This window comes from Paracoccus nototheniae (assembly GCF_004335005.1).
Lineage (GTDB): Bacteria > Pseudomonadota > Alphaproteobacteria > Rhodobacterales > Rhodobacteraceae > Paracoccus > Paracoccus nototheniae.
This window is the reverse complement of record NZ_RQRT01000070.1, coordinates 1-21,910: the sequence shown is the minus strand read 5'-3', so window position 1 is coordinate 21,910 and position 21,910 is coordinate 1. Positions and strand designations below refer to the sequence as shown.

Genomic DNA, 21,910 nt, shown 5'->3' with positions numbered 1-21,910 from the left:
CCTCCAGCCCGCCGCACAGGACGGTCCGCGCGGGCGGCCATGTCGCCTCGAAGGCGGCGGCCAGATCGGCATCGGGCCGATCCATCACGGCCCCCGTCATCACAGTCCGATCCGGGCCTTCAGGGTCGCCATCGCCTGATCCACGCGAGCCGCGTCCAATCCGCGCACGACAAGGTTCGTGCCCCAGCCCGTCTCGTCGCGGAACGGATAGGATCCAAGCGACAGATCGGCGAATTCCCCGGCAACGGCCTGCAGATCCTCGGCCACGTCGCTTTCGCCGCGCCGCACCTCGACGCTTTGCGAACAGACCGGGCGACCGCCGGGCAGGCGCGGGATCAGCCAGTCGACCATGCCGCGAAAGACCTCGGGCACCCCGGCCATCACATGGGTATGGCCGATGGAAAAGCCGGGCGCGGCCGAGACGGCATTGTCGATCAGCGCGGCGCCCACCGGGATGCGGGCCATGCGCAACCGGTTCTCGGTCAGCTCCATCCCCATGCGGTCGCAGCGGTCCTGCAACAGGGCGCGGGCACCGGGATGGATCTCGACGGTGGTGCCATGGGCGGCGGCGACCGCATCGGCGGTGATGTCGTCATGGGTCGGCCCGATCCCGCCCGAGGTGAACAGCAGATCGTAATCCCCGCCCAGACTGCCATCCAGCGCCCGGATCGCCGCCACGATGCGGTCATGATCGTCGGACACGACGCGGATTTCCTGCAGGTCGAACCCGGTCGCGGTCAGCACCTGCGCCAGATGATGGGCGTTCCCCTCGCGGGTGCGGCCCGACAGGATCTCGTCGCCGATGACAAGGATGGCGGCGGTGGGGTTGTCAGACTGCATGGCACTGTCCGTGACTTGGGGAAATGGGGTGGCCTTCTTTTAGGCCGGTGCGAAGGGCTGGAACAAGTGGGCGCGCGCATCTATCTAGGGTCGCAGACAGAAAGGATCCGCGATGGACGACAGCCTTATCACCAAAGAGGGCATCCGCATCCACATGCCCGGCGATTTCGCGGGCATGCGGGCGGCAGGCGCGCTGGCCGCACAGATCCTGGACGAGGTCGGCCCGATGGTCGAACCCGGCGTGACCACCGGCGCGCTGGACGATTTCATCACCCGGCGCGTGGCCGAACTGGGCGCGACCTCGGCCACGATCGGCTATCGCGGCTATCAGCATGCCAGCTGCATCAGCGTGAACCATGTCGTTTGCCACGGCATCCCCGGCGACAAGCTGCTGAAGGATGGCGATATCCTGAACATCGACGTGACGGTGATCAAGGACGGCTGGTTCGGCGATACCAGCCGCATGTATGTCGCGGGCCGCGCGCCGCTAAAGGCGCAGCGCCTGCTGCAGGTCACCCATGACGCGCTGATGAAGGGGATCGAGGCCGTGCGCCCCGGCGCCACCTTCGGCGATATCGGCGCCGCCATCCAGACCTATGCCGAGGACCGGCGCATGTCCGTCGTGCGCGATTTCTGCGGCCATGGCATCGGCAAGGTCTTTCACGCGCCCCCGAACGTGCTGCATTTCGGCCGCCCCGGCAAAGGCCCGGTGCTGGAAGAGGGCATGTTCTTCACCATCGAGCCGATGATCAATCTGGGCCGTCCGGAAACCAAGGTGCTGGCCGATGACTGGACCGCCGTGACGCGCGACAAATCCCTGTCCGCCCAGTTCGAACATTCCATCGGCGTCACCGCATCCGGCTGCGAGATCTTCACCCCCTCGGACAGGTTCTTCCCCGAAGCCCGCTGAAAAGCATCGCGTCCCGCGATGGCCCGGGGCGCTTCGCCCCCCGGACCCCCAGAGGATATTTGTGCCAAGATGAAAAGAGGGCGTTGCGCCAAACGACGGCATGCACCCTGACGAGCTGCTCAAAGCTGTTTCTTCTTCATGAACATATCCTCGGGGGGGGGGCCGGTCGGTGCGCCATCGGTCCGAGGACAGACCGGCGACGGGGCGAAGCGCCCCCGGCTGTCGCGGGACGCGATGTCAGGCGCGCCCCGCCATTCCCGACAATACTGACGGATCGATGCCCTGCGCTTTCAGGGCGCGTTGCCATTTGTCGTCATGCGAGGGATCAAAGATCAGGTCTTCGGCACCGTTTCCGGTCAGCCAGCCATTGGCCAACATCTCGGTTTCCAGCTGCCCCGGACCCCAGCCCGCATAGCCCAGGGCCAGAACCGCCGGGTCGGGACCGTGGCCCTGGGCCAGTTCGACCAGGATGTCGCGCGTGGTGGTCATGGCCAGCGCCTGCCCGATGCGCAGGCGCCCCTCGGGATCTTCGCCATGTTCGGCCACCTTGTGCAGCACGAAGCCGCGCCCCGGCTCGACCGGGCCGCCGAAGCGGACCTCGATGCGGCGGGCGTCGCCCTCGACCTCGATGCCCAACTGCTCCAGCAGGTCGTCGAAACCGACCTCGGGCAGGGGCCGGTTCAGGACCAGCCCCATCGCGCCTTCGTCGGAATGCGCGCAGACCAGCACCACCGAACGCTGGAACCGCGGGTCGACCATGCCGGGCATGGCGATCAGGATCTTGCCGGTCAGGTTCTGGCCGTCATCATCCGGGTCCACATCCGAGGGGGCCGCGCCGAAGGGGCTGGTGCGGGAAGGATCGAAGGGGGTGCTGCTCATCATGTCTCCTTTTCCGTCAAGATCGGGTCTGGGCGCGGATGATGCAAGGCTTGCGCGGTATTGTGACTTCCCCCGGGGCGCGCCGCGCAGGTAAGGCTGGGGATATGATCGATCATCCCCGCCTGTCCATGGCCCTCGGGCTGCTTCTTGCGCTGACTGGCCTGACGCATCAGGCCGCAGCCCAGCCCCTGGGGGCGCAACCGTCCGCCGCCCAACAGTCCGATGTCAGAAAACCCGGTCCCCTGCCCGCCTTCGCACCGGCGCAATCGGGCCAGTCCGACCCCCATCTGCCGCCGGGCCTGCAATCGGCGCGGCTGCTGCCCGGCTGGACGGATGGTGCAGGCAACCGCGTCATGGCGCTGGAGCTGCAGCTGGCGCCGGGCTGGAAGACCTATTGGCGCAGCCCCGGCGATACCGGCCTGCCGCCGCATTTCGACTGGCAGGGTGGCACCAATCTGCGCGATGTCACGCTGCACTGGCCCGCCCCTCAGGCGATCGATTCGGGTGGCATGCCCGAGATGGGCTATAATGACCGGCTGATCCTGCCCTTTACCGCCCGGCCTGCCGATCCCGGCCAGCCGGTGCAGGTCCGTGCCCTGATCGATCTGGGCCTGTGCGAAAACATCTGCGTGCCCGCCTCGCTGGATCTTGTGGCGCCGCCGCCGGGCGATGCGCCCGATCCCGCGATCACCGCCGCTTTGGCCGCCGAGCCGCAGCGGCTGGATCACCGCCCGGCCTGCCGCGTCACCGAGATCGAGGACGGGCTGAGCGTCGCGATGGACCTGCCGCCGCAAGGCGCCGCGCTGGCCGCGATCGAACTGACCGGCCACCCCGAGGTCTGGGTCTCGGGCGCGCGCATCGCGGCGGGGCCCGCAGGGCCCGAGGCCGTCGTGCAGATGGTCGGCCCCAGTGGTCGGCCCTTTGATCTGGACCCGGCGGCCCTGCGCATGACGGTCATCCCCGAAGACGGCGCCCGGGCGACCGAGACGATGGGCTGCGCGCCTGCCGGTTAATCGGGTCACCGATTAAGCGGGGCACCGGAGCGGCGCACCGGGGTCAAGCGAGGCCGGACCGCGCCGATCTGCCCCGCAGCCCCTGCGCCACCGCCGCGCCAAGCGCGATCACCGCCAGCAGCGCCAGATAGACCAGCAGCGCCGTGCCAGCCGAACCCGCCACCGGCCACCAGACCGGCAGGCTCAGCCCAAGCGCGGGCAACAGCGTCACCGGACCCAGCACCGCCACCAGCCCCAGCCCGGCGGCAAGGCTGGCGCCCCGCATCACGCCGCGCAGGGGGCCGGGCCGCAGGCTGCGCCGGAACCCCTGCCGGGCGCGGGCCAGATCGTCGCCCACCGCCAGCACCGCCGGCACGACCAGCAGCACCAGCACCATCCCAAAGCCCAGCCCATAGGCCAGCGTCACCACCGTCGGCTTCAGAAACAACGCCTGAGACGAGCGTTCGTACAGCAGCGGCGCCAACCCCAGCACGGTCGTCGCCGTGGTCAGCAGCACGGGGCGGAACCGGTCGGCGACCGCATCCAGGATCGCCGGGCGCAGCCCCCGGTCGCGCCGGTATTCGTCGATGGTCGAGATCAGCACGATCGAGTCGTTGATGATGATCCCCGACATGCCAATCAGGCCCACGACCGAAAACAGGCTCAGCGGCAGTTGCCAGTGCCAATGGCCCCAGACCGCGCCGATCAATCCGAAGGGAATGACCGACATGACCACCAGGGGCCGTGTCCAGCTGGCAAAGATCCAGGCCAACACCATGTAGATGCCGGTCAGCGCCAGCGCGAAACCGGTCAGCGCCTCGGTCAGGAAGGCGCTTTCCTGCTCCGCCAGACCGGTCACGTCATAGCTGACGCCGAATTCGGCGGCGATGTCGGGCAGCAGGCGGTCCTGCAGATCGGCGGTGATGTCCGCCGCGCCGGCCGGATCGTCGCCCGAAATGTCGCCGGTGACCAATATCATCCGCTCGCCATTCTCACGGCGCACGACCGAGAACCCGGCCTCGGACCCGACCGTCACGATATCGCCCAAGGGCACCCAATCGCCCGAGGCGGTGCGCATCATCATCCGGTCCAGAAAATCGGCGCGGCGGTCATCCTCGGCCAGTTCCACGGTGATGGCACCGGTGCGGGTGCCCTCGGGCCAGGTGGCGGCATCGATCCCGCCAAGCCGCTGGCGCAATTCGCGGGCCAGCGTGTCTGTGGTAAAGCCAAGCGCCTCGCCCTGCGGGGTCAGGCGCAGCGCCAGTTCGTCCTTGTCGTAATCCAGACTGTCTTCCAGCGCGGACACCTCGGGGGCGGCGGCCAGCCGGGCCTTCAGCGCCTCGGCGGCGGCCTTCAGCTGCTGGGCATCGGCCCCCGTCATGCGGACCGAGATGGCATCGCCCCCCGGTCCCGACCGTCCGCCGCGAAAGCTGATCGTTTCAAGGCGCGGGTCGGTGGGCATCGCATCCTGCAGGGCGGCCACGAATTCGAAGCTGGAATAGGGGCGGAAATCGGGGTCGATCAGCTCGATCTGGACGGCACCCAGCAGGTCGGCATCCTTGGTTTCCGAACCGGGCAGCGGACGGCCCGAATTGCCGCCGATCTGGGTCATCACATGGGTGATGGGGCGGATGCCGTATTCGGCCTCGTATTCCGTGGCGACGCCATCGACCGCATCGGCGACCAGCCCCATGACGCGCAGCGTGTCGTCGCGGGTGGCCCCGGCCAGCATGGCGAAATTGCCCGACACGCTGCCCTGTTCGGGCGCGTCGAAGAACCGCCACGGCACCTTTCCCGTCATCAGCGAGGCCACCGACCAGGACAGCCCGACCACGACCAGCGCCAGAACCGGATAGCGCGCCCGCAGCACCAGCCGCGTCAGAGGCCGCAACAGCCCCGCCACAAAGCGGTCCAGCCAGCGGTTCACGAAGACCGAGGGCCGGTCGTACCAGCGATCCTTGGCCTGATGCGCCAGCGCATGGGCCATGTGATTGGGCAGGATCAGGAAACACTCCACCAGCGACGCCGCCAGCACCAGAATGACCGTCATCGGAATATCCGAGACCAGCGATCCGAACCGCCCGCCGATCAGTGCCAGCCCGGCGAATGCGATGATCGTCGTCAGCGTGGACGCCACGACCGGCGCCGCCATCAGGCCCGCCGCTCGTTCGGCGGCCAGCATCGGCGGCTCGTTCAGTTTGCGGGCGCGGTAATCGGCATGTTCGCCCACAACGATCGCATCATCGACGATGATCCCAAGCGTCAGGATCAGCGCGAACAGAGAGATCATGTTGATCGTCATGCCCGCCGCATACATCAGCGCCACCGCGCCCAGCAGCGCCGCCGGAATCCCCGCCGCGACCCAGATCGCGGTGCGGGCGTTCAGGAACAGGAACAACAGCCCCAGCACCAGCCCCAGCCCCATCAGCGCATTGTCGAGCAGCAGCGACAGCCGGGCCGAAATCTGTTCGGCCCGCGCGCGGACCAGTTCCGCCGTGACGCCCTGCGGCAGGCTGGGCGCCATCTGATCCACCGCCTGCTGGACCGATTGCTGCATCCCGATCGCATCGCCCGAGGCGCTGCGCTGGACCGAGATGGTGACCGCCGGATTGCCATCCACGAATGAGGCGACGCCCCGGTCGATGCCGGTGTCGCGGACCTCGGCCACATCGCCGATGGTCAGCTGGGTACCATCGGGCAGCGCCGTCAGAACCAGCCCCGCGACCTGAGCGGGTCCACGCGTCTCGGCCCCGGTCCGCACACGCGAGGCGCCCTGAGCCACATCGCCTGCCGGGGTCGGCGCCGCAGCGGCGGCGATGGTCGCGGCGATCTGTTCCAGCGTGACGTCATGGCGGACCAGATCGGCCATGCGCATCTCGACCAGCGTTTCGGGGGCCGACAGGCCCGACACGCTGAGACGGGTGATGCCGCGCGTATAAAGACGGTTGGTCAGATCGTCCGCGATGCGCCCCAGCTGGTCCAGCCCCACCGGCCCCGAGATGACCACATCGGTCACCGCATCGCGCCATGCGCGGCGCGTGACCTCGGGTTCCTCGGCGCCCTCGGGCAGATCGCCGGCGCCGGAAATCGCCGCCTCGACCTCGCCTGTGGCGCGCGACATGTCCCAGTCCGGTTCGAATTCCAGAGTGATACGGGCGCTGCCCTGACTGGCCTGGCTGGCGGTCAGGGCCACACCTTCGACCGCGATCAGCGCCGGTTCCAGCACCCCCACGACCGACCGGTCGACATCGTCGGCGCCAGCCCCGTCCCATCGGACGGTGACCTGAATTTCCTGAACCACCGTATCGGGAAAGAACTGCGCCCGCAGACGCGGGGCGGAATAAAGACCCGCCACCACCATCACCGCCAGCAGCAGATTGGCCAAGGTGGCGTGGCGCACGAACAGCGCAATGAGGCCAGCGCGCGGCAGGTCGGGACGCGGCAGGTCGGGACGGGGGGCCTCAGCCACGGGTCGGCCCCTGACCCGGCGCGCGCGCCCCGGCGGCATCCGGTCCGCCGGGCCGTTCCGGCATGGCACCGCCCGAGGGTCCGCCTGCGGCATCGCGGACCCGGATGCCGGTGCCCAGCTGCGGCGCGCGTTCGGCCACGATGCGCGCGCCCGACAGGGCTGCAGGCACCGCGATGATCAGATCGTCGCCCTGACGGCGCAGCACCGTCACCGGCACGTTTTCCAGCCGCCCGTCCGCATCCGCGACCAGCACCGCGCTTTCCGATCCAAGCGCGGTGGCAGGGATCATCGCCGCCCCGGCCACTGCCGGCTCTGCAATCCGCACGGTCACGAAATCGCCGGGCCGCAGCGCCGCCGCAGCCCCGGTCACGCCCGCATAGACCACCCGCCCGGCCGAGCCTTCGACGACCGAGGCCGCCGCCCGGTCCAGCCGCGCCTCGGCGGTCAGCTGGCCCGCGCTGCCATCCAGAAAGACCGTCACCGGCTGCGCCAGCAAAGCGCCATCCGGCCCGGACAGCCGCGCGAACTGGCCAAGCGACAGGGGGATCTGCACCTCCAGCGCGGTGGGGTCGATGATCGTGGCAAGCTGTTCGTTGACGCTGACCAGCCCGCCCTCGACCGCCGTGACGCCGGTGACGCGCCCGTCAAAGCCCGCCCGCATCTCGGTGTCCGACAGCGCGCGGCGCGCCTCGGTCAGGGCGATCTCGGCCCGGCGCAGGGCATTCTCTGCCGCCGTCACGGCGCTTTGCGCATCGGCCTGTGCGGCGCGGCTGGCAATTACCGTCTGCTGCGCGGTCGAGGCCGCCAGTTCCGCCGTCTCGCGGTCCAGACTGGTGCCAAGGCCGCGTTCGGCCAGCTGGCCCTGCCGGGTCACGGCGGCCTCGCGCAGTTCGGCCTGACGTTCGGCAGCGGTCACATCCTGCGCGGCGATGGTGACGCGGCGACGGGTGTCGGCCAGCGTGGCCTCGGCATCGTCGCGTTCGGCCTGACGGCTGTCCAGCGCCGCCTGCGCCGCGGCAGGGTCGATCCGCGCCAGCAACTGCCCCGCGACGACCGTCCCGCCTTCTTGCAGGGCCGGGTCCAGCTGGACGATCCGCCCCCCCGCCCCGGCCCGCAGCTGCAATTCGCGCCGCGAGCGGACCTGACCAAAAACCTGCATCACCGGCTGCACCGTCTCGGGCGCCACCGTCACCAGCCGGGCGGCATAGACCTGTTCGCCGGGGCCGCGCGCAGGTCCGCCGTTGGCGCCGCGCAGGGCCACGGCCTGCCACAGCTGAAACCCCGCCAGAAACAGCAGGGCCAGCGTCAGGAAGGTCAGGAACAGCCCGGACAGGCCGCGGGTCAGAAATCGCATGAGATGGGTCCGCCTTTAAGACGACCGGCGTAGCGCATGATGGGCAAACGGAATCTAAACGGAAAGCGATTCCAGCCGCTCCTGCAGCGACAACAGGTCGCCCCAGGCATCGCGCTTGGCGGCAGGGTTGCGCAGAAGATAGGCGGGGTGGGTCATCGGCAGGGCCGGACGCCCGAACGCCTGCACCCACTGGCCGCGCAGCCGCAGGATGCCGCGTTTCTCGATCGCCGCCTGACAGGCGATGTTGCCCATCAGCACGATCAGATCGGGCTGGGCCAGCTCGATATGGCGGCGCAGAAAGGGCAGGCTCACGGCAATTTCATCGGGGCTGGGGTCGCGATTGCCCGGCGGACGCCATGTCAGGACATTGGTGATATAGACCGCGCGTTCCGCATCGACCGCATCGCGGGCCAGCCCGATGGCGCTGAACATGCGGTCCAGCATCTGCCCCGCGCGGCCCACGAAGGGACGGCCCTGCCGGTCCTCTTCATCGCCGGGCGCCTCGCCCAGAATCAGCACGCGGGCCGCCGGATTGCCGTCGGCAAAGCAGAAATTCCGCGCGCCCTTCTTCAGCTCGATCCCGTCGAAGCCTTCCTGAGCGGCGGCCAGCGCCGCCAGATCACCCGCCGCCGCCGCCAGCGCGCCGGCCTCGGCCAGCCGCGCGGCCAGGTCGTCGGGCTCGGTCGCGGCACCAAGGGATGGCGCCTCCAGAACCAGCGGGGGCGCTGTGGGCGCGACCCGCGCGGGCAGATCGAACCGGTCGATGGGCGCATCGGTCATGGGCACGTCGCAGCCCATCTCCAGCTGCCAGTCCAGCAGCGCCAGCGCGGTGTCCGCGTCCAGCGCGATTCCCTGATATGTCGCCTGATCCATCACGAGGCGCACGCTAGGCCGATGACCGCCCCTAGTCCACCACCAGCATATAGCCGGTGCCCCGCACGGTCTGCAGAAAACGCGGCTCTCGCGGGTCGGGCTCGATCTTGCGGCGCAGGCGGGTGATCTGCACGTCGATGGCGCGTTCGCCATTATCCTCGTCAGGATTGCCGCGCCCCAGATCGTCGATCAGCTCGGCCCGGCTGACCGGCTGGCCCCGGCTGGCCGCCAGCCGCCGCAACAGCGCGGTTTCCGTCCCGGTCAACCGCAGCGGCGCATCGCCCGACCACAATTCACCCTTGTCGGTGTCATAGCGCAGCGCGCCAAGCGTCAGGAACTTGGGCTGGGCCAGCTCCACCACCGGCACCCGGCGCAGGATCGCCGCGATCCGCAGCAGCAATTCGCGCGGCTCGAAGGGCTTTGCCAGATAATCGTCGGCACCGCTTTCAAGGCCGCTGATCCGGTCCTCGATCTCGCCCCGGGCAGTCAGCAGCAGGATCGGCGTGTCGATGCGGGTGCGCAGATGGCGGGTCAGGGCCAGACCATCCTCTCCGGGCATCATGACATCCATGACGATCAGATCGAATTCCAGCCCGGCCAGCAGCCTGCGCGCCTGCGCGGCATCACGGGCCATGGTGACCATGAACCCGTTCTTGCGCAGAAACCGCCCCAGCAGCGCGCGGATGCGTTCGTCGTCGTCAACGACCAGCAGATGGGTGTCGGGTGCGGTCATGGGGGCCTCAGCGGTCGTCTGACAAATCCTTGAGGGCCTGATACTGCGCCCGCGTCTCGGGGTCCATCATCGCTTCCAGCACCTGCCGGAAACCTGCCACCGCCTGCGGACCGGCATTGCGATAGGCGGCGCGCATCCGCGCCCGCTGCGCCTCGGACAGGCGACGCTCCAGCGCGGTCCCCGAGACGGTCAGGTGCAGCTGGCGTTCGCGCCGGTCGCGGCGCCCGATCCGGCTGTCGACCAGCCCGTCATCGATCAATGTGCGCAAGACCCGGTTCAGCGACTGCTTGGTCACCCCCAGCACCGCCAGCAACGAGGTCACCGTCAGCCCCGGATCGCGGTGGATGAAATGCAGCGCCCGGTGATGGGCGCGGCCATAATCCAGATCCGCCAGAATCATGTCCGGATCCGAGGTGAAGGCGCGATAGGCAAAGAACATCGCCTCGATCCCGCGACGCAGCTGGTCGTCGGTCAGAAACAGCAGATCCTCGCCCACCATCGCCTGTATGCGCGCCTTGTCCTGCATGCCCGTCCCCGATATCGCTGCTGCCTGATAGGGCAGCGTTGTTGACTTTCTAACCCTTGATTGCTAGCCGTCAAGCATCTTGCGTAACAAACATGCCAAATCCGCCCTGACAGACGCAAGAATCGCAAAAAAGGGCGGCGGATGGAGACAAGAAGATGCTGGCTTACGACGATCGCGACGGCAAGATCTGGATGAACGGGGAACTGGTCGACTGGCGCGATGCCAAGGTGCACGTCCTGACCCATGCGATGCATTACGCCAGTTCCGTCTTCGAAGGCGAACGGTGCTATGACGGCAAGATCTTCAAGGGCCACGAACACTCGCTGCGCCTGATCGAGTCGGGCCGGCTTCTGGACATGCCGATCCCCTATTCCGCCGAAGACATCGACGCCGCGAAAGAGGCCGTGCTGGAGGCCAACGGCTTTGACAACGCCTATGTCCGCGTCGTGGCATGGCGCGGGTCGGGGCTGGACATGGGCGTGTCGGCGGCCAGAAACCCGGTTTGCATGGCGGTCGCGGCATGGGAATGGGGCAGCTATTACGGCGATGCCAAATGGCAGGGCGCGAAACTGGACGTCGCCAAATGGAAACGCCCCAGCCCCGAAACCATCCCCACCGCCGCCAAGGCGGCCGGTCTCTACATGATCTGCACCATGTCCAAACATGCCGCCGAGGCCAAGGGCTGCTCGGATGCCCTGTTCATGGACTGGGAAGGCTATGTGGCCGAAGCCACCGGCGCCAACATCTTCTTCGTCCGCGACGGAGAGATCCACACGCCGATGGCCGACCGCTTCCTGAACGGCATCACCCGCCAGACCATCATCGAGATGCTCAGGGACAAGGGCTATACCGTCCATGAACGCCGCATCCTGCCCGATGAGCTGGAAAGCTTTCAGGAATGCTGGCTGACCGGCACCGCCGCCGAGGTCACCCCGGTCGGCCAGATCGGCGACTGGCATTTTCAGGTGGGCCAGATCACCCGTGACGTCGCCGCAAGCTACGAGGCGCTGGTCCGCGCCTGACGGCCTTGCAAGGGGGCGCTGCCCCCATCGCCTGACGGCGATTCCCCCGGGATATTTCAGGACCGCTGCAGAGGCTCAGCCTTGGTCCTGCATTGGTCTGGAAATATCCTCGGGGGGAAAGCGCGGCACGCGCTTGGGGGGCAGACGGCCCCCCATCTTTTTATCGCGGCGCGGGATGTCAGTCCGTTCGGTGGCGGGCGATGCGCAGGAATTCGGCGGTCTTTCGGGATGCTGCGTCGCGGCTCTGGGGCCGGGACTGCAGGGCCAGCGTCGCTTGCGACGGGCTCTCCGCCAGATCCTGGCGCAGGAATGCGGCAAGGCGCGACGCGCCGCGGGTGCGGGGTTGGTCGGTCGGATGCTTGCTCATGAAAGACCTCCTTCAAGGGTGGCGTCTTTCAGATATAGGACCGATCCGGCCTGAATTGAACCCCTGTCGTGGTCCAGGCGGCCTTCAGGCGGCCTTGATGCCCTGTGCGGCGGACAGGACCGCATGCAGCGCGACCGGGTCGTCATTGGCGCGCAGCTTGGCACGCAGATCCTGATCGCGCAGCGTGCGCGAGACCAGCGCCAGCGCCTTGAGGTGATCGACACCGCTGCTTTCCGGAGCCAGCAGGGCAAAGACCAGATCGACCGGCTGGCGGTCCACCGCGTCGAAATCCAGCGGCTTGTCCAGCCGCAGGAACAGGCCCGCGACCTTGTCCAGACCGTGCAGCCGCGCATGGGGCAGCGCCACGCCCTGTCCGACGCCCGTCGGCCCCAGGCTTTCGCGTTCCTGCAGCGCGTCCAGCACCTCGGGGGCGTTCAGCCCATAGGCCGCATGGGCCAGATCGGCCAGTTCCTGAAACAGCCGTTTCTTCGAGGTGACCTGCCCCAGAGAGCGGACCGCCCCGGGCCGGAGGATTTCAGCAAGTTGCATCGCGTCCTGTCTTTCCCAAGCTGTCCGCCCCCCGACAGCGATGTCGGAGGGCGGTGCGTCACATCAGGTCTGCGCGCGGGCGGCCTCAGCCATTGCCGCGCGGGTCGATCCATCCGACATTGCCGTCATCACGACGGTGGACGACATTGACGCCGCCATGTTTCTCGTTGCGAAACACCAGCAGCGGGCTGCCGGACAGTTCCATGTGCATCACCGCATCGCCCACCGACAGGGTCGGGACACGGCTTTCCATTTCGGCGATGATGATCGGCTCCGGGCTGCCACCCTGCGATTCCGCATCATCATCCTCGGGGGCCAGCACATAGCTGTCGGCCTGTCCGAAGACAACCGGTTCGGCATGATCCTTGTGGTGATCCTTCAGCCGGCGCTTGTAGCGGCGCAGCTGCTTGTCCATCTTTTCGCGGCAGGCCTCGAAGGCGGCATAGATGTCATGGGCGGTGCCGCGCGCCTGCACGGTCAGCCCGGTGGACAGGTGCACCACGCAATCGCACAGGAACTGATGGGCGTCCTTGGAAAAGGTCACCGCCGCATCGGTGGGGCGCTGCGAATATTTCTCGATCGTTTCTCCCAGCTCGGTTTTGACATGGGTGTTCAGGGCATCCCCGACATCGATCTGTTTTCCGCTGATGGTATAGCGCATCGTCACTCCTCTCCGGTTGCCCGTCTTCGCGGCGCCTGCCCGTTCAAAGGCCGGCAAGGGCGGAAACGGGTTGCGCGGGGGCGGCCCACCGGCACACCTTCCGCATGTCTCAATTTGGTGACAGCAAGAGGGATCTGTCAACGGGCCACCGAGGGTCGTGACCGCGAAAAGCATCGTCCCGCCCCCGCTCGGTGCAAGGCCCCGCCCCTCAGGCCATCGAGAAACTGTCGCCCAGATAAACCTCGCGCACACGCGGATCGGCCACGATCTGATCGGTCGTGCCCGACATCAGCACATGCCCGTCATGCAAGATATAGGCCCGGTCCACGATCCCCAATGTTTCCCGCACGTTATGGTCGGTGATCAGCACCCCGATGCCGCGCGATTTCAGGGCATGGACCAACGTGCGGATCTCGCCCACGGCAATCGGATCGACGCCCGCAAAGGGTTCGTCCAGCAGCAGAAAGCCGGGATCCGAGGCCAGGCAGCGCGCGATCTCGGCCCGCCTGCGTTCGCCGCCCGACAGGGCCATGGCGGGGGCATTCCTCAGATGACTGATCGAGAAATCGGCCAGCAGTTCCTCCAGCCGGTCGCGGCGGTGGCGGGGATCGTCCAGCGCCACCTCCAGCACGGCCATAATGTTCTGTTCGACCGTCAGCCCGCGAAAGATCGACATTTCCTGCGGCAGATAGCCGATGCCCATCCGGGCGCGGCGGAACATCGGCAGGCGCGTGGCATCCTGCCCGTCGATCATGACCTGCCCCGCATCGGGCGTCACCAACCCGGCGATGCAGTAAAAGCAGGTCGTCTTGCCCGATCCGTTCGGTCCCAGCAGGGCCACGACCTCGCCCCGCTGCAAGGTGACCGACACATCGCGGATCACCGGCCGGTTTCGATAGGACTTGCGCAACCCCCGCACGTCCAGCCCGTCGCCCGTGGCCGCCGCTGCGCGCCGCATCAGTCGCGCCCCGGCTGCAGGACCGACCTGACGCGCCCCTGCACCTGCGCCGCCCCCGTGGCCAGATCGACCGTCACCCGGTCGCCCTGCAGCACGTTGCCGCCCTGCGTCAGCAGCACATCGCCGGTCAGCACCACATTGCCCGCCGCCACGTCATAAACCGCCTGCTGCGCCTCGGCCGCATCCTCGCCGGAAACCAGGGTGACATTGCCGATGGCCGTCAGCGAACTGATCCGCTCCTGCCCGCCCGGGGCATAATCCACCGTGACCTCATCGGCGGACAGTCGCATCTCGCCCTGCCCGATCACCACATTGCCCGAAAACAGCGCCGAGCCGTCGGTCTGATCCACCGTCAGATTGTCTGCCGCCACCTCGACCGGGGCCGAGATGTCGGCCTGCATGCCGCCAAAAGCGACGTTCTGGGCCATGGCGGGCAAGGCTGCCGCCAGCGACAGGATCAGAGCGGGCAGCAGGGGGCGAAGCGTCATCGGGAACCTCGGTCAGGTCGGGGCCGCGCAAGGGGCCTTGGGTGGGTCGGCGGGTGGGTCCGCATCGGGGCGATGTCGGTCGCAATGGTGGTATCGCAGGCCGTCTCAGGGCTGGTATATCAGACGCACACCGTCCGAGAAACGCAAGACCGCAGCATTGCCGCCCGCCGCGCCGTCCTGGGCCTCCCGTTCTGCAGCCGCGTCATCCCCCGCGTCGGCGGGCGACAGCCGCATCTGCCCGGCCTCGATCCAGCCGAACGGAGCCTGCGCCTCCACCCCTTGGGTGGCGGTGATGACCGAGGCGTCGGTGCGCGCCTCGATCTCGGGCGCGTCCATCTGCCAGCCGGAACTGGTCGTCATCCGGACGCCGCCTTCCAGCCGCACCAGACCGTCCTGCAATCCGCCCTGCGGCGCGGTCAGCCCGGCCCGCAGGCCCGCCACCCCCGGCCCGCCGGGACGGTCCCAGTCCAGCCGCAGATCGCCCGCCGCCCCGCCACCCGCACCGGGGGCAGCCTCTGCCGCGCGCAGCGACAGCCGCGCGCCGTCACCGGTCACGCCGCTATATTCCGGCGCCACGATGCGCCCCTGCCGCGCGGCCTCCTCGGCCTCGACCTCGGCATAGGGGATGCGCGATTCGGCGTCGGGGCGGCGCGAGAACAGAAACATCGTCGACAACATCACCAGCGCCACCAGCGGCAGCAGCACCCTCAGCCATCGCACGATCCGCGTGCGCGTCATGACCCGACCGGGGTCGGATGACGGGGACAAGCGGACCGGAAACAAGCGGGCCGGGCCATGCGATCAGACCAGCCCGGCGCGCAGGCAATCATGGATATGCAGGATGCCGCAGGGGCGGGCGTCCTCGACCACGAACAGACAGGTGATCTTGCGATCCTGCATCTGGGCCAGCGCGGCGCCTGCCAGCGCCTCGGGGCCGATGGTGCGGGGCGCAGGCGTCATGACCGCCGCCGCATCCAGATCCAGCAGGCCCTGCATGTGGCGCCGCAGATCGCCATCGGTGATGATCCCCACCAGTGCGCCGGTCGCATCGGTCACCCCGGTCACGCCATAGCCCTTCTGGCTGATCACCAGCAGCGCCTCGGTCATCGGCGCGGCCAGATCCACCAGCGGCAACGCGTGGTGCATAAGATCGCCCACCTTGGCCAGCAGCGCGCCCAGTTTGCCGCCGGGATGAAAGGTGCGAAAATGTTCCGGCGTGAAACGGCGATGCTCCATCAGCGCGATGGCCAGCGCATCGCCCAAAGCCAGCGTCATGGTGGTCGAGGTCGTGGGCACGATCCCGTTGCCGCAGGCCTCGGCGGCGGCGGGCAGGGCCAGCGCCAGATCCGCCTGCCGCATCAGGGTCGATCCGGGCCGCGCCGCCACCCCGATCAGCGGGATCGAGAACCGCCGCGTATGGGCGATCATATCGGCCAGTTCGGGCGTCTCGCCACTGTTGGACAGCACCAGGGCCAGATCGGCGGCGGTGACCATGCCCAGATCGCCGTGGCTCGCCTCGGCGGGGTGGACGAACTGCGCGGGCGTCCCGGTGGAGGCCAAAGTCGCGGCGATCTTGCGCCCGACATGACCCGATTTGCCCATGCCCGACACGATCACCCGGCCCTTGACCGCCAGGATCATCTCGACCGCGCGGGAAAACGCGTCCCCCAGCCCCGCCGACAGGGCCTGCAGCCCCGCGATCTCGGTCTCGATCACCCGCCGTCCCGTCCCGATGAAATCCGCCACGCGTGCCAGCCCCTTCTTCTTCACTCAAATATCCTCGGGGGGTCCGGGGGGCGAAGCGCCCCCGGTCACCGCCCCCGGGCAAGGTTCCGGCCTTCAGTGACGAAAGATATCGCTCTCGTCGCCCCAGCCCAGCAGATCCAGATGGGCACGCGCGGGCAGAAAGTCAAAGCACGCCTGCGCCAGCCCAAGCCGGTTTTCGCGCTTCAGCCGCTCTTCCAGCACCTCTTTCAGCTTGTGCAGATGCAGAACGTCGGACGCCGCATATTCCAGCTGGGCATCCGACAGATCGGCGGCGCCCCAGTCACTGGTCTGCTGCTGCTTGCTGACATCGACGCCGACCAGCTCCTGCAGCAGCACCTTCAGCCCGTGCCGGTCGGTAAAGGTCCGCACCAGCTTGGAGGCGATCTTGGTGCACCAGACCGGAGAGGTCACGACCCCAAAGGCATTTTCCAGTGCGGCGACGTCGAAGCGCCCGAAATGGAACAGCTTCAGCACCTTGGGATCGGTCAGCAGGCGGGTCAGGTTCGGGGCCTCGGTCTGGCCCCGGTCGATCTGGACCAGATGCGCCTCGCCGTCGCCCGACGACATCTGGACCAGACACAGCCGGTCGCGGCGCGGGTCCAGACCCATCGTTTCGGTGTCGATGGCCACGACCGGGCCAAGCACCAGATCGTCGGGAAGGTCGTTGGGATACAGATGGATGCTCATCGCCGGTCCTGCCTTGGGTCACGGCCGATCCAAGGGGGACCGGCTGCCTTGGCGCCTCTCTGACCAGAAACCGGCCCGCCGATCCAGCGAAAATCGCGCGAGCGGCCCCCGGGACGGCGGCGCGCCGCCCCAAAGGTGCCCTCAGCCTGCCGCGTGCCAGACCAGCGGCGCGGGGTCTTCGCGATGGGCAAAGCGCATCAGATGGCTTTCGACGACCTCGCGCAGACGCTCCAGCGCGGCGGCGTCGGCAGAGTGCAGCGTCAGATCCAGCTGGTCGGCGCGTGCGGCAAGGCGTGCCTCGCCCATCTCGAAACGCAGCACGGCATGGTCATCGGCGACCTCGACGGGGATTTTATGGCCGAAATGCTTGGCCATCGTTCCCATCAGGGCAGGCGCGCGGGCAGTCGGCAGGGTGGCGGTCATCTGCATCGGGGCGGTCCTTTCGCATCGCGATCCGGCAGGCCCGATCTGTCAGGCCCGGACTGCGCGTTTCGCAGGCCAGCTAAGGCCACCAAGTAAATTTGTCAACAAATCGGCGCCATATCCCGACAAAAAGACCCGGCCATTCTTGCCCTCCCCTTCGGACAGCGCTAACCCCCAAGGCGTCACGTCACAGCGACCGCCCCTTGTGGCGGCCCCGTCCCGAAAGGATCTGCCATGCGCCGCATCGCTTTGTCCGGCCTTCTGGCCACCGCCCTTTGCGCGGCCCCCCTTGCCGCCCTGGCACAAGAGATCACCGTGCCGACCGCGCAAGGCCCGGTCACCCTGCCCGGCACGCCGCAATCGGTCGCGGTCTATGACATGGCGGCGCTGGACACGATCACGGCACTGGGCGTCGCGCCCACCGGTACGATCGACAGGATCCTTGTTCCCGCCCTGCGCGATGCGGCGGGCGATGCCGCCCCCGTCGGCACCCTGTTCGAACCGGATCTGGAGGCTTTGGCCGGCCTCGCCCCCGATCTGGTCATCGTCGGCGGGCGGTCCGCGACCCAGCTTTCGGCGGTGTCGCAGGTGGCACCCGCCATCGACATGACGCTTGGCACCGACCTTCTGGCCGATGCCCGCGCCCGGATCGAGGGCTATGGCGCGCTGTTTAACAAGACCGATGAGGCCGCCGCCCTGACCGCCACGCTGGACGACAAGCTGGCCGGTCTGGACAAGGCCGCCGCCGATCAGGGCTCGATGCTGATCGTGATGACCAACGGGCCCAAGATGTCGGCCTATGGCAAGGATTCGCGCTTTGGCTGGATCTTTGCCGCCACCGGGATGGCCGAGGCCGTGCCGGGGCTGGATCAGGCCAATCACGGTCAGGCCATCAGCCATGAATTCATCGCCGAAGCCAATCCCGACTGGCTGCTGGTCGTCGACCGGGGCGCCGCCATCGGCGCCGACGGGCAGGGTGCCGAGGCCACGCTGCGATCGGCTCTGGTCGAGGGCACGACCGCCTGGCAGCAGGATCAGGTCATCTATCTGGACCCGGCGGCGACCTATATCGCGGCGGGCGGTTATGGCGCGCTGACGGCCACGCTGGACCAGCTGACCGCCGCCCTGTCGGACGGCGCCGACAGCTGATGCGCCTGCTGCCCGCTCTGTCATCGGCGCTGGTGGCGCTGATGCTGGCCAGCCTGACCATCGGCGCCGCCCATGTCGATCTGCGCGCCATCTTCCGCGATCCTCAGGCCATGCTGGTGCTGCTGGAATCGCGGCTGCCGCGCACGATGGCGGTGGCGCTGACCGGGGCGGCGCTGTCGGTGGCGGGCGTCCTGATTCAGGCGCTGGTCCGCAACCGCTTTGTCGGTCCCGACACCTCGGGCACGGCCGAGGGCGCGGCGCTTGGCCTGCTGGCCATCACCATCCTGTGGCCCGAAAGCCCCCTCTGGCTGCGGATGCTGGCGGCCAGCCTGTCGGCGATGATGTCGACCGCGCTGTTTCTGGCCGTCATCCGCCGCCTGCCCGTGCGCGAGGTGATGCTGGTCCCCATCGCGGGCCTTGTGCTGTCGGGCGTGCTGGGATCGGTCGTGACCTTCATCGGCTGGCAGACCGACCTGATGCAATATGTCGGCACATGGCTGTACAGTGGAGAGTTTTCGGGCGTCATCGCGGGCCGGTACGAGCTGTTGTGGATCGCCGCACTGGCCGCCGGGCTGGCGTGGTTTTCCGCCGACCGCTTTGCCATTCTGGGCCTTGGCGATCAGGTGGCGACGGGGTTGGGCCTGTCCACGGCGGCGGTCATGCGGCTTGGCATGGCGGTGGTGTCGGTGGTGACGGCGATGGTCGTGACCACGGTGGGGATGATTCCCTTTGTGGGGCTTGTCGTGCCCAATCTGGTCGCACGGGTCATGGGCGACAATCTGCGCGCCTCGCTGCCCGTGGTGGCGCTGTCGGGCGCGGTGCTGGTGCTGGCCTGCGATCTGCTGGGCCGGCTGGTCATCCGCCCCTATGAGATGCCCGCCGGGGTGATCCTGGGGGTGCTGGGCGCGGTGCTGTTCCTGTGGCTGCTGCATCGCAGGCCCGCCCATGGATAGCGCGACCGGGCTTGCCCGCCCGATCCCCGCAGGCATGGGCCAGAACCGCCGCCCCGCCCTGATGCTGGGCGGGATGGCCCTGCTGCTGGCGCTGCTGGCGGCGGTCTGGATGTGGCAGGGTCTGGGCGCGGGCAATCGCGGATTTATCCTGGGCCTGCGCGCAGCCAAGCTGGCGGCACTGGTCACGGTGGCGGTGGCCGTCGGCGTGTCCACCATCCTCTTTCAGACGGTGGCGGCGAACCGGGTGCTGACCCCGTCGATCATGGGGTTCGACGCGCTTTATGTGCTGCTGCAGACGGCGCTGGTCATGGCCTTGGGCGGCGCGGGTTTTGCGGGCCTGCCCCCCGGCGCCAAGTTCCTGTCCGAGATCGCGGTCATGACCGTGCTGGCCTGCCTGCTGTTTGGCACGCTGCTGCTGCGCGGCGCGCGCGACATCCCGCGCATGATCCTGACCGGGGTGATTCTGGGCGTGCTGTTCCGGTCCGTGTCCGGCTTTCTGGGGCGGATCATGGATCCCAACGAATTTGCCGTGGTCCAGGCGGTCAGCTTTGCCAGCTTCAACCGGGTCGAGGCGACGCTGCTGCCCTGGGCCGCAGCGGTGACGGCCTTGGCCGTCGCAATGGCGTGGCGGATGTCCTCGCGGCTGGATGTGCTGGCGCTTGGGCGCGATCCGGCGGTCTCGCTTGGGCTGCGCCACCGGGCCGTGACGCTTTCGGTGCTGGGACTGGTCGCGGTGCTGGTGTCCGTCTCGACGGCGCTGGTCGGGCCGGTGGCCTTCTTTGGGCTGATCGTCGCGGGGCTGGCCCATGGGCTGATGCGCAGTGCCGCCCATGCGGTCCTGTTGCCCGCCGCCGCCCTGTCCGCCGCGATCCTGCTGGTGGGCGGGCAATGGCTGTTCGAACGCCAGTTGGGACAGGCCGCCACCCTGTCGGTGGTGGTCGAATTCGCGGGCGGGCTGTTCTTTTTGTATCTGCTGCTGAAGGGGCGCATCCGATGATCCAGATCGATCAGCTGAGCCATGCGATCGGCGGCACGCCGATCCTGCACGATATCTCGACCCGGCTGCCCAAGGGGCGGCTGACCGCGCTGATCGGGCCGAACGGGGCCGGGAAATCCACCCTGCTGCGCCTGATCGGGCGGCTGGAGCCGTTGCAGACGGGCCGCATCACCGTGGCGGGTCACGATGTGGCCACCACGCCCACCGACCGGCTGGCTTGTGTCATGGCCATTCTGGGCCAGCAGACCGCCATCGCCAGCCGGTTGCGGCTGGCCGAGCTGGTCGCCTTTGGCCGCTGGCCCCATCACAAAGGCCGCCCCGGTCCCGACGACCGCGCCCGCGTGACCGCGGCGCTGGAGGCCTTTGCCCTGACGCCGCTGGCCACGCGGTTTCTGGACGAGGTGTCGGGCGGGCAGGCGCAGCGCGCCCATATCGCCATGGCCTTTGCGCAGGATACCGACTGGCTGCTGCTGGACGAACCGCTGAACAATCTGGACATGGCCCATGCCCGCGCCCTGATGCGCCGCCTGCGCATGCTGGTGGACGAGGCCGGGCGCAGCGTCGGCATGGTCGTCCACGAGATCAACTATGCCGCAGCCTGGGCCGATCACGTCATCGCCATGAAGGACGGGCGCGTGGTCGCCGAAGGCCCGGCAAAAGACGTGCTGACCGAGGCGCTGCTGTCGGATCTGTACGATGCGCCGATCCGGGTGGGTCAGCATCTGGGGCGGCCGCTGGTCCTGCATCACGTCTGAGCGCGGCGCATGGCCCGGGCCGCAGGTGGGGGTTTCATACCCCGTCAGCCAGAGGTTCTTGACCCGATGGCGAGCCTTTGGCTGACCCCCCGCGGGATGTTTTTGCCAGGATGAAAGGGGCGCGGGGATGTCCGTGAGCGGCGTCTGGCGGTTGGTCAGCGGACGTTGATGATGATCGGCAGCTGGAACGAATAGGTCGCATCGGTCAGCTCGCGCGGTGCGCCGGGGCAGCGGCCCACGCGCTGTGCGGCGGTCAGGGCTGCCTGATCCAGCTGCGGCTGACCTGAGGATCCGGCCAGACCCACCGCCTGGATCGTTCCGCCATTGGCGATCGTCAATGACAGGATCACCCGCCCGCCCTGGCGGACGCCACGCGGCGCGGCGGCGCGGCGGCTGATGCAGCTGCCGATCTGTGCGCCCCATTGCGACATCGCGCTGGCCTGTGTGGCGGCGCTGGCTCCGCCGCCGCCGCCTGCGGGACGGGTGGTCTGGGATTGTCCGCCCTCGCCCGCGCGTTGGGCGGGCGGGGCCTGCCTTGCGGGCGCATCGGCGGGGGCT

Annotated in this window: 24 protein-coding genes; 7 read left to right on the top strand and 17 right to left on the bottom strand. The window is 68.4% G+C overall.

Annotated features, from left to right (window positions below):
* Positions 1 to 99 precede the first annotated feature (99 nt).
* On the bottom strand, positions 100 to 840 hold the full coding sequence (locus EG885_RS18610; RefSeq protein ID WP_131577572.1) for a competence/damage-inducible protein A: 741 nt from the start codon (positions 838 to 840) through the stop codon (positions 100 to 102).
* 112 nt (positions 841 to 952) lie between these two features.
* Between EG885_RS18610 and map the strand changes: the two genes are divergently transcribed.
* Positions 953 to 1,750 (top strand): type I methionyl aminopeptidase, encoded by a 798-nt coding sequence (map, locus tag EG885_RS18605; protein WP_131577570.1) that lies wholly within the window; start codon positions 953 to 955, stop codon positions 1,748 to 1,750.
* Positions 1,751 to 1,987: 237 nt separating this feature from the next.
* Here the strand turns inward: map and EG885_RS18600 are convergent, their stop codons facing one another.
* Positions 1,988 to 2,518 (bottom strand): YqgE/AlgH family protein, encoded by a 531-nt coding sequence (locus EG885_RS18600; protein WP_242679739.1) that lies wholly within the window; start codon positions 2,516 to 2,518, stop codon positions 1,988 to 1,990.
* 215 nt (positions 2,519 to 2,733) lie between these two features.
* On the opposite strand from EG885_RS18600, the gene EG885_RS18595 reads away from it, so the two are divergent.
* Complete coding sequence (locus EG885_RS18595) at positions 2,734 to 3,642, top strand: protein-disulfide reductase DsbD domain-containing protein (RefSeq protein WP_242679738.1); 909 nt, start codon at positions 2,734 to 2,736, stop codon at positions 3,640 to 3,642.
* A 43-nt stretch (positions 3,643 to 3,685) separates the two neighbouring features.
* Here the strand turns inward: EG885_RS18595 and EG885_RS18590 are convergent, their stop codons facing one another.
* The 5 genes from EG885_RS18590 to EG885_RS18570 are packed head-to-tail and all read right to left on the bottom strand — an operon-like array spanning position 3,686 to position 10,576.
* Positions 3,686 to 7,090, bottom strand: coding sequence for an efflux RND transporter permease subunit (locus EG885_RS18590; RefSeq protein ID WP_242679737.1), 3,405 nt, complete (start codon positions 7,088 to 7,090; stop codon positions 3,686 to 3,688).
* Positions 7,083 to 8,444 (bottom strand): efflux RND transporter periplasmic adaptor subunit, encoded by a 1,362-nt coding sequence (locus EG885_RS18585; RefSeq protein WP_131577564.1) that lies wholly within the window; start codon positions 8,442 to 8,444, stop codon positions 7,083 to 7,085. Before EG885_RS18585 ends, EG885_RS18590 begins: the two co-directional genes overlap by 8 nt.
* A gap of 54 nt (positions 8,445 to 8,498) precedes the next feature.
* Positions 8,499 to 9,317 carry a uracil-DNA glycosylase gene (locus EG885_RS18580; RefSeq protein ID WP_131577562.1) on the bottom strand — a complete coding sequence of 273 codons (819 nt, stop codon included), beginning with the start codon at positions 9,315 to 9,317 and terminating at the stop codon, positions 8,499 to 8,501.
* Positions 9,318 to 9,348: 31 nt separating this feature from the next.
* Positions 9,349 to 10,050: a response regulator gene (locus EG885_RS18575; RefSeq protein WP_131577560.1), complete on the bottom strand. Its 702-nt coding sequence runs from the start codon at positions 10,048 to 10,050 to the stop codon at positions 9,349 to 9,351.
* A 7-nt stretch (positions 10,051 to 10,057) separates the two neighbouring features.
* Positions 10,058 to 10,576, bottom strand: a complete 519-nt coding sequence (locus tag EG885_RS18570; RefSeq protein WP_242679736.1) for a MarR family winged helix-turn-helix transcriptional regulator — start codon at positions 10,574 to 10,576, stop codon at positions 10,058 to 10,060.
* 155 nt (positions 10,577 to 10,731) lie between these two features.
* On the opposite strand from EG885_RS18570, the gene EG885_RS18565 reads away from it, so the two are divergent.
* Complete coding sequence (locus tag EG885_RS18565) at positions 10,732 to 11,598, top strand: branched-chain amino acid aminotransferase (protein WP_131577558.1); 867 nt, start codon at positions 10,732 to 10,734, stop codon at positions 11,596 to 11,598.
* Positions 11,599 to 11,776: 178 nt separating this feature from the next.
* Here the strand turns inward: EG885_RS18565 and EG885_RS18560 are convergent, their stop codons facing one another.
* The 9 genes from EG885_RS18560 to EG885_RS18520 all read right to left on the bottom strand — a co-directional run bounded on the left by EG885_RS18560 (position 11,777) and on the right by EG885_RS18520 (position 17,504).
* The gene (locus tag EG885_RS18560; RefSeq protein ID WP_131577555.1) at positions 11,777 to 11,965 is read right to left on the bottom strand and encodes a hypothetical protein; all 189 of its coding nucleotides are present in this window, start codon (positions 11,963 to 11,965) and stop codon (positions 11,777 to 11,779) included.
* An 84-nt stretch (positions 11,966 to 12,049) separates the two neighbouring features.
* The gene (locus EG885_RS18555) at positions 12,050 to 12,514 is read right to left on the bottom strand and encodes a PTS sugar transporter subunit IIA (protein WP_131577552.1); all 465 of its coding nucleotides are present in this window, start codon (positions 12,512 to 12,514) and stop codon (positions 12,050 to 12,052) included.
* Between the two features lie 85 nt (positions 12,515 to 12,599).
* Complete coding sequence (hpf, locus tag EG885_RS18550; RefSeq protein WP_131577548.1) at positions 12,600 to 13,175, bottom strand: ribosome hibernation-promoting factor, HPF/YfiA family; 576 nt, start codon at positions 13,173 to 13,175, stop codon at positions 12,600 to 12,602.
* Between the two features lie 208 nt (positions 13,176 to 13,383).
* Positions 13,384 to 14,133 carry an LPS export ABC transporter ATP-binding protein gene (lptB, locus tag EG885_RS18545; protein ID WP_131577544.1) on the bottom strand — a complete coding sequence of 250 codons (750 nt, stop codon included), beginning with the start codon at positions 14,131 to 14,133 and terminating at the stop codon, positions 13,384 to 13,386.
* Positions 14,133 to 14,621, bottom strand: a complete 489-nt coding sequence (gene lptA / locus EG885_RS18540) for a lipopolysaccharide transport periplasmic protein LptA (RefSeq protein ID WP_131577541.1) — start codon at positions 14,619 to 14,621, stop codon at positions 14,133 to 14,135. The genes lptB and lptA overlap by 1 nt, the downstream gene beginning before the upstream one ends.
* Positions 14,622 to 14,726: 105 nt before the next feature.
* Positions 14,727 to 15,359 (bottom strand): hypothetical protein, encoded by a 633-nt coding sequence (locus tag EG885_RS18535; RefSeq protein WP_131577537.1) that lies wholly within the window; start codon positions 15,357 to 15,359, stop codon positions 14,727 to 14,729.
* Between the two features lie 63 nt (positions 15,360 to 15,422).
* The gene (locus EG885_RS18530) at positions 15,423 to 16,391 is read right to left on the bottom strand and encodes a KpsF/GutQ family sugar-phosphate isomerase (RefSeq protein ID WP_242679735.1); all 969 of its coding nucleotides are present in this window, start codon (positions 16,389 to 16,391) and stop codon (positions 15,423 to 15,425) included.
* A 69-nt stretch (positions 16,392 to 16,460) separates the two neighbouring features.
* Complete coding sequence (locus tag EG885_RS18525; RefSeq protein WP_131577534.1) at positions 16,461 to 17,075, bottom strand: ribonuclease D; 615 nt, start codon at positions 17,073 to 17,075, stop codon at positions 16,461 to 16,463.
* A 141-nt stretch (positions 17,076 to 17,216) separates the two neighbouring features.
* Entirely contained in the window at positions 17,217 to 17,504 is a 288-nt protein-coding gene (locus EG885_RS18520) for a DUF2218 domain-containing protein (protein ID WP_131577531.1), read from the bottom strand.
* A gap of 228 nt (positions 17,505 to 17,732) precedes the next feature.
* On the opposite strand from EG885_RS18520, the gene EG885_RS18515 reads away from it, so the two are divergent.
* The 4 genes from EG885_RS18515 (at position 17,733) to EG885_RS18500 (ending at position 21,352) form a co-directional block, all read left to right on the top strand.
* Complete coding sequence (locus EG885_RS18515; protein ID WP_131577529.1) at positions 17,733 to 18,647, top strand: siderophore ABC transporter substrate-binding protein; 915 nt, start codon at positions 17,733 to 17,735, stop codon at positions 18,645 to 18,647.
* Complete coding sequence (locus EG885_RS18510; protein WP_131577527.1) at positions 18,647 to 19,600, top strand: ABC transporter permease; 954 nt, start codon at positions 18,647 to 18,649, stop codon at positions 19,598 to 19,600. The genes EG885_RS18515 and EG885_RS18510 overlap by 1 nt, the downstream gene beginning before the upstream one ends.
* A gap of 61 nt (positions 19,601 to 19,661) precedes the next feature.
* Positions 19,662 to 20,597 carry an iron chelate uptake ABC transporter family permease subunit gene (locus EG885_RS18505; RefSeq protein ID WP_131577574.1) on the top strand — a complete coding sequence of 312 codons (936 nt, stop codon included), beginning with the start codon at positions 19,662 to 19,664 and terminating at the stop codon, positions 20,595 to 20,597.
* Entirely contained in the window at positions 20,594 to 21,352 is a 759-nt protein-coding gene (locus EG885_RS18500; RefSeq protein ID WP_131577525.1) for an iron ABC transporter ATP-binding protein, read from the top strand. Before EG885_RS18505 ends, EG885_RS18500 begins: the two co-directional genes overlap by 4 nt.
* A gap of 155 nt (positions 21,353 to 21,507) precedes the next feature.
* On the opposite strand, the gene EG885_RS18495 is transcribed toward EG885_RS18500, so the two are convergent.
* Positions 21,508 to 21,910: energy transducer TonB family protein (locus EG885_RS18495; protein ID WP_131577523.1), on the bottom strand; the 403-nt coding region annotated here is incomplete at its 5' end.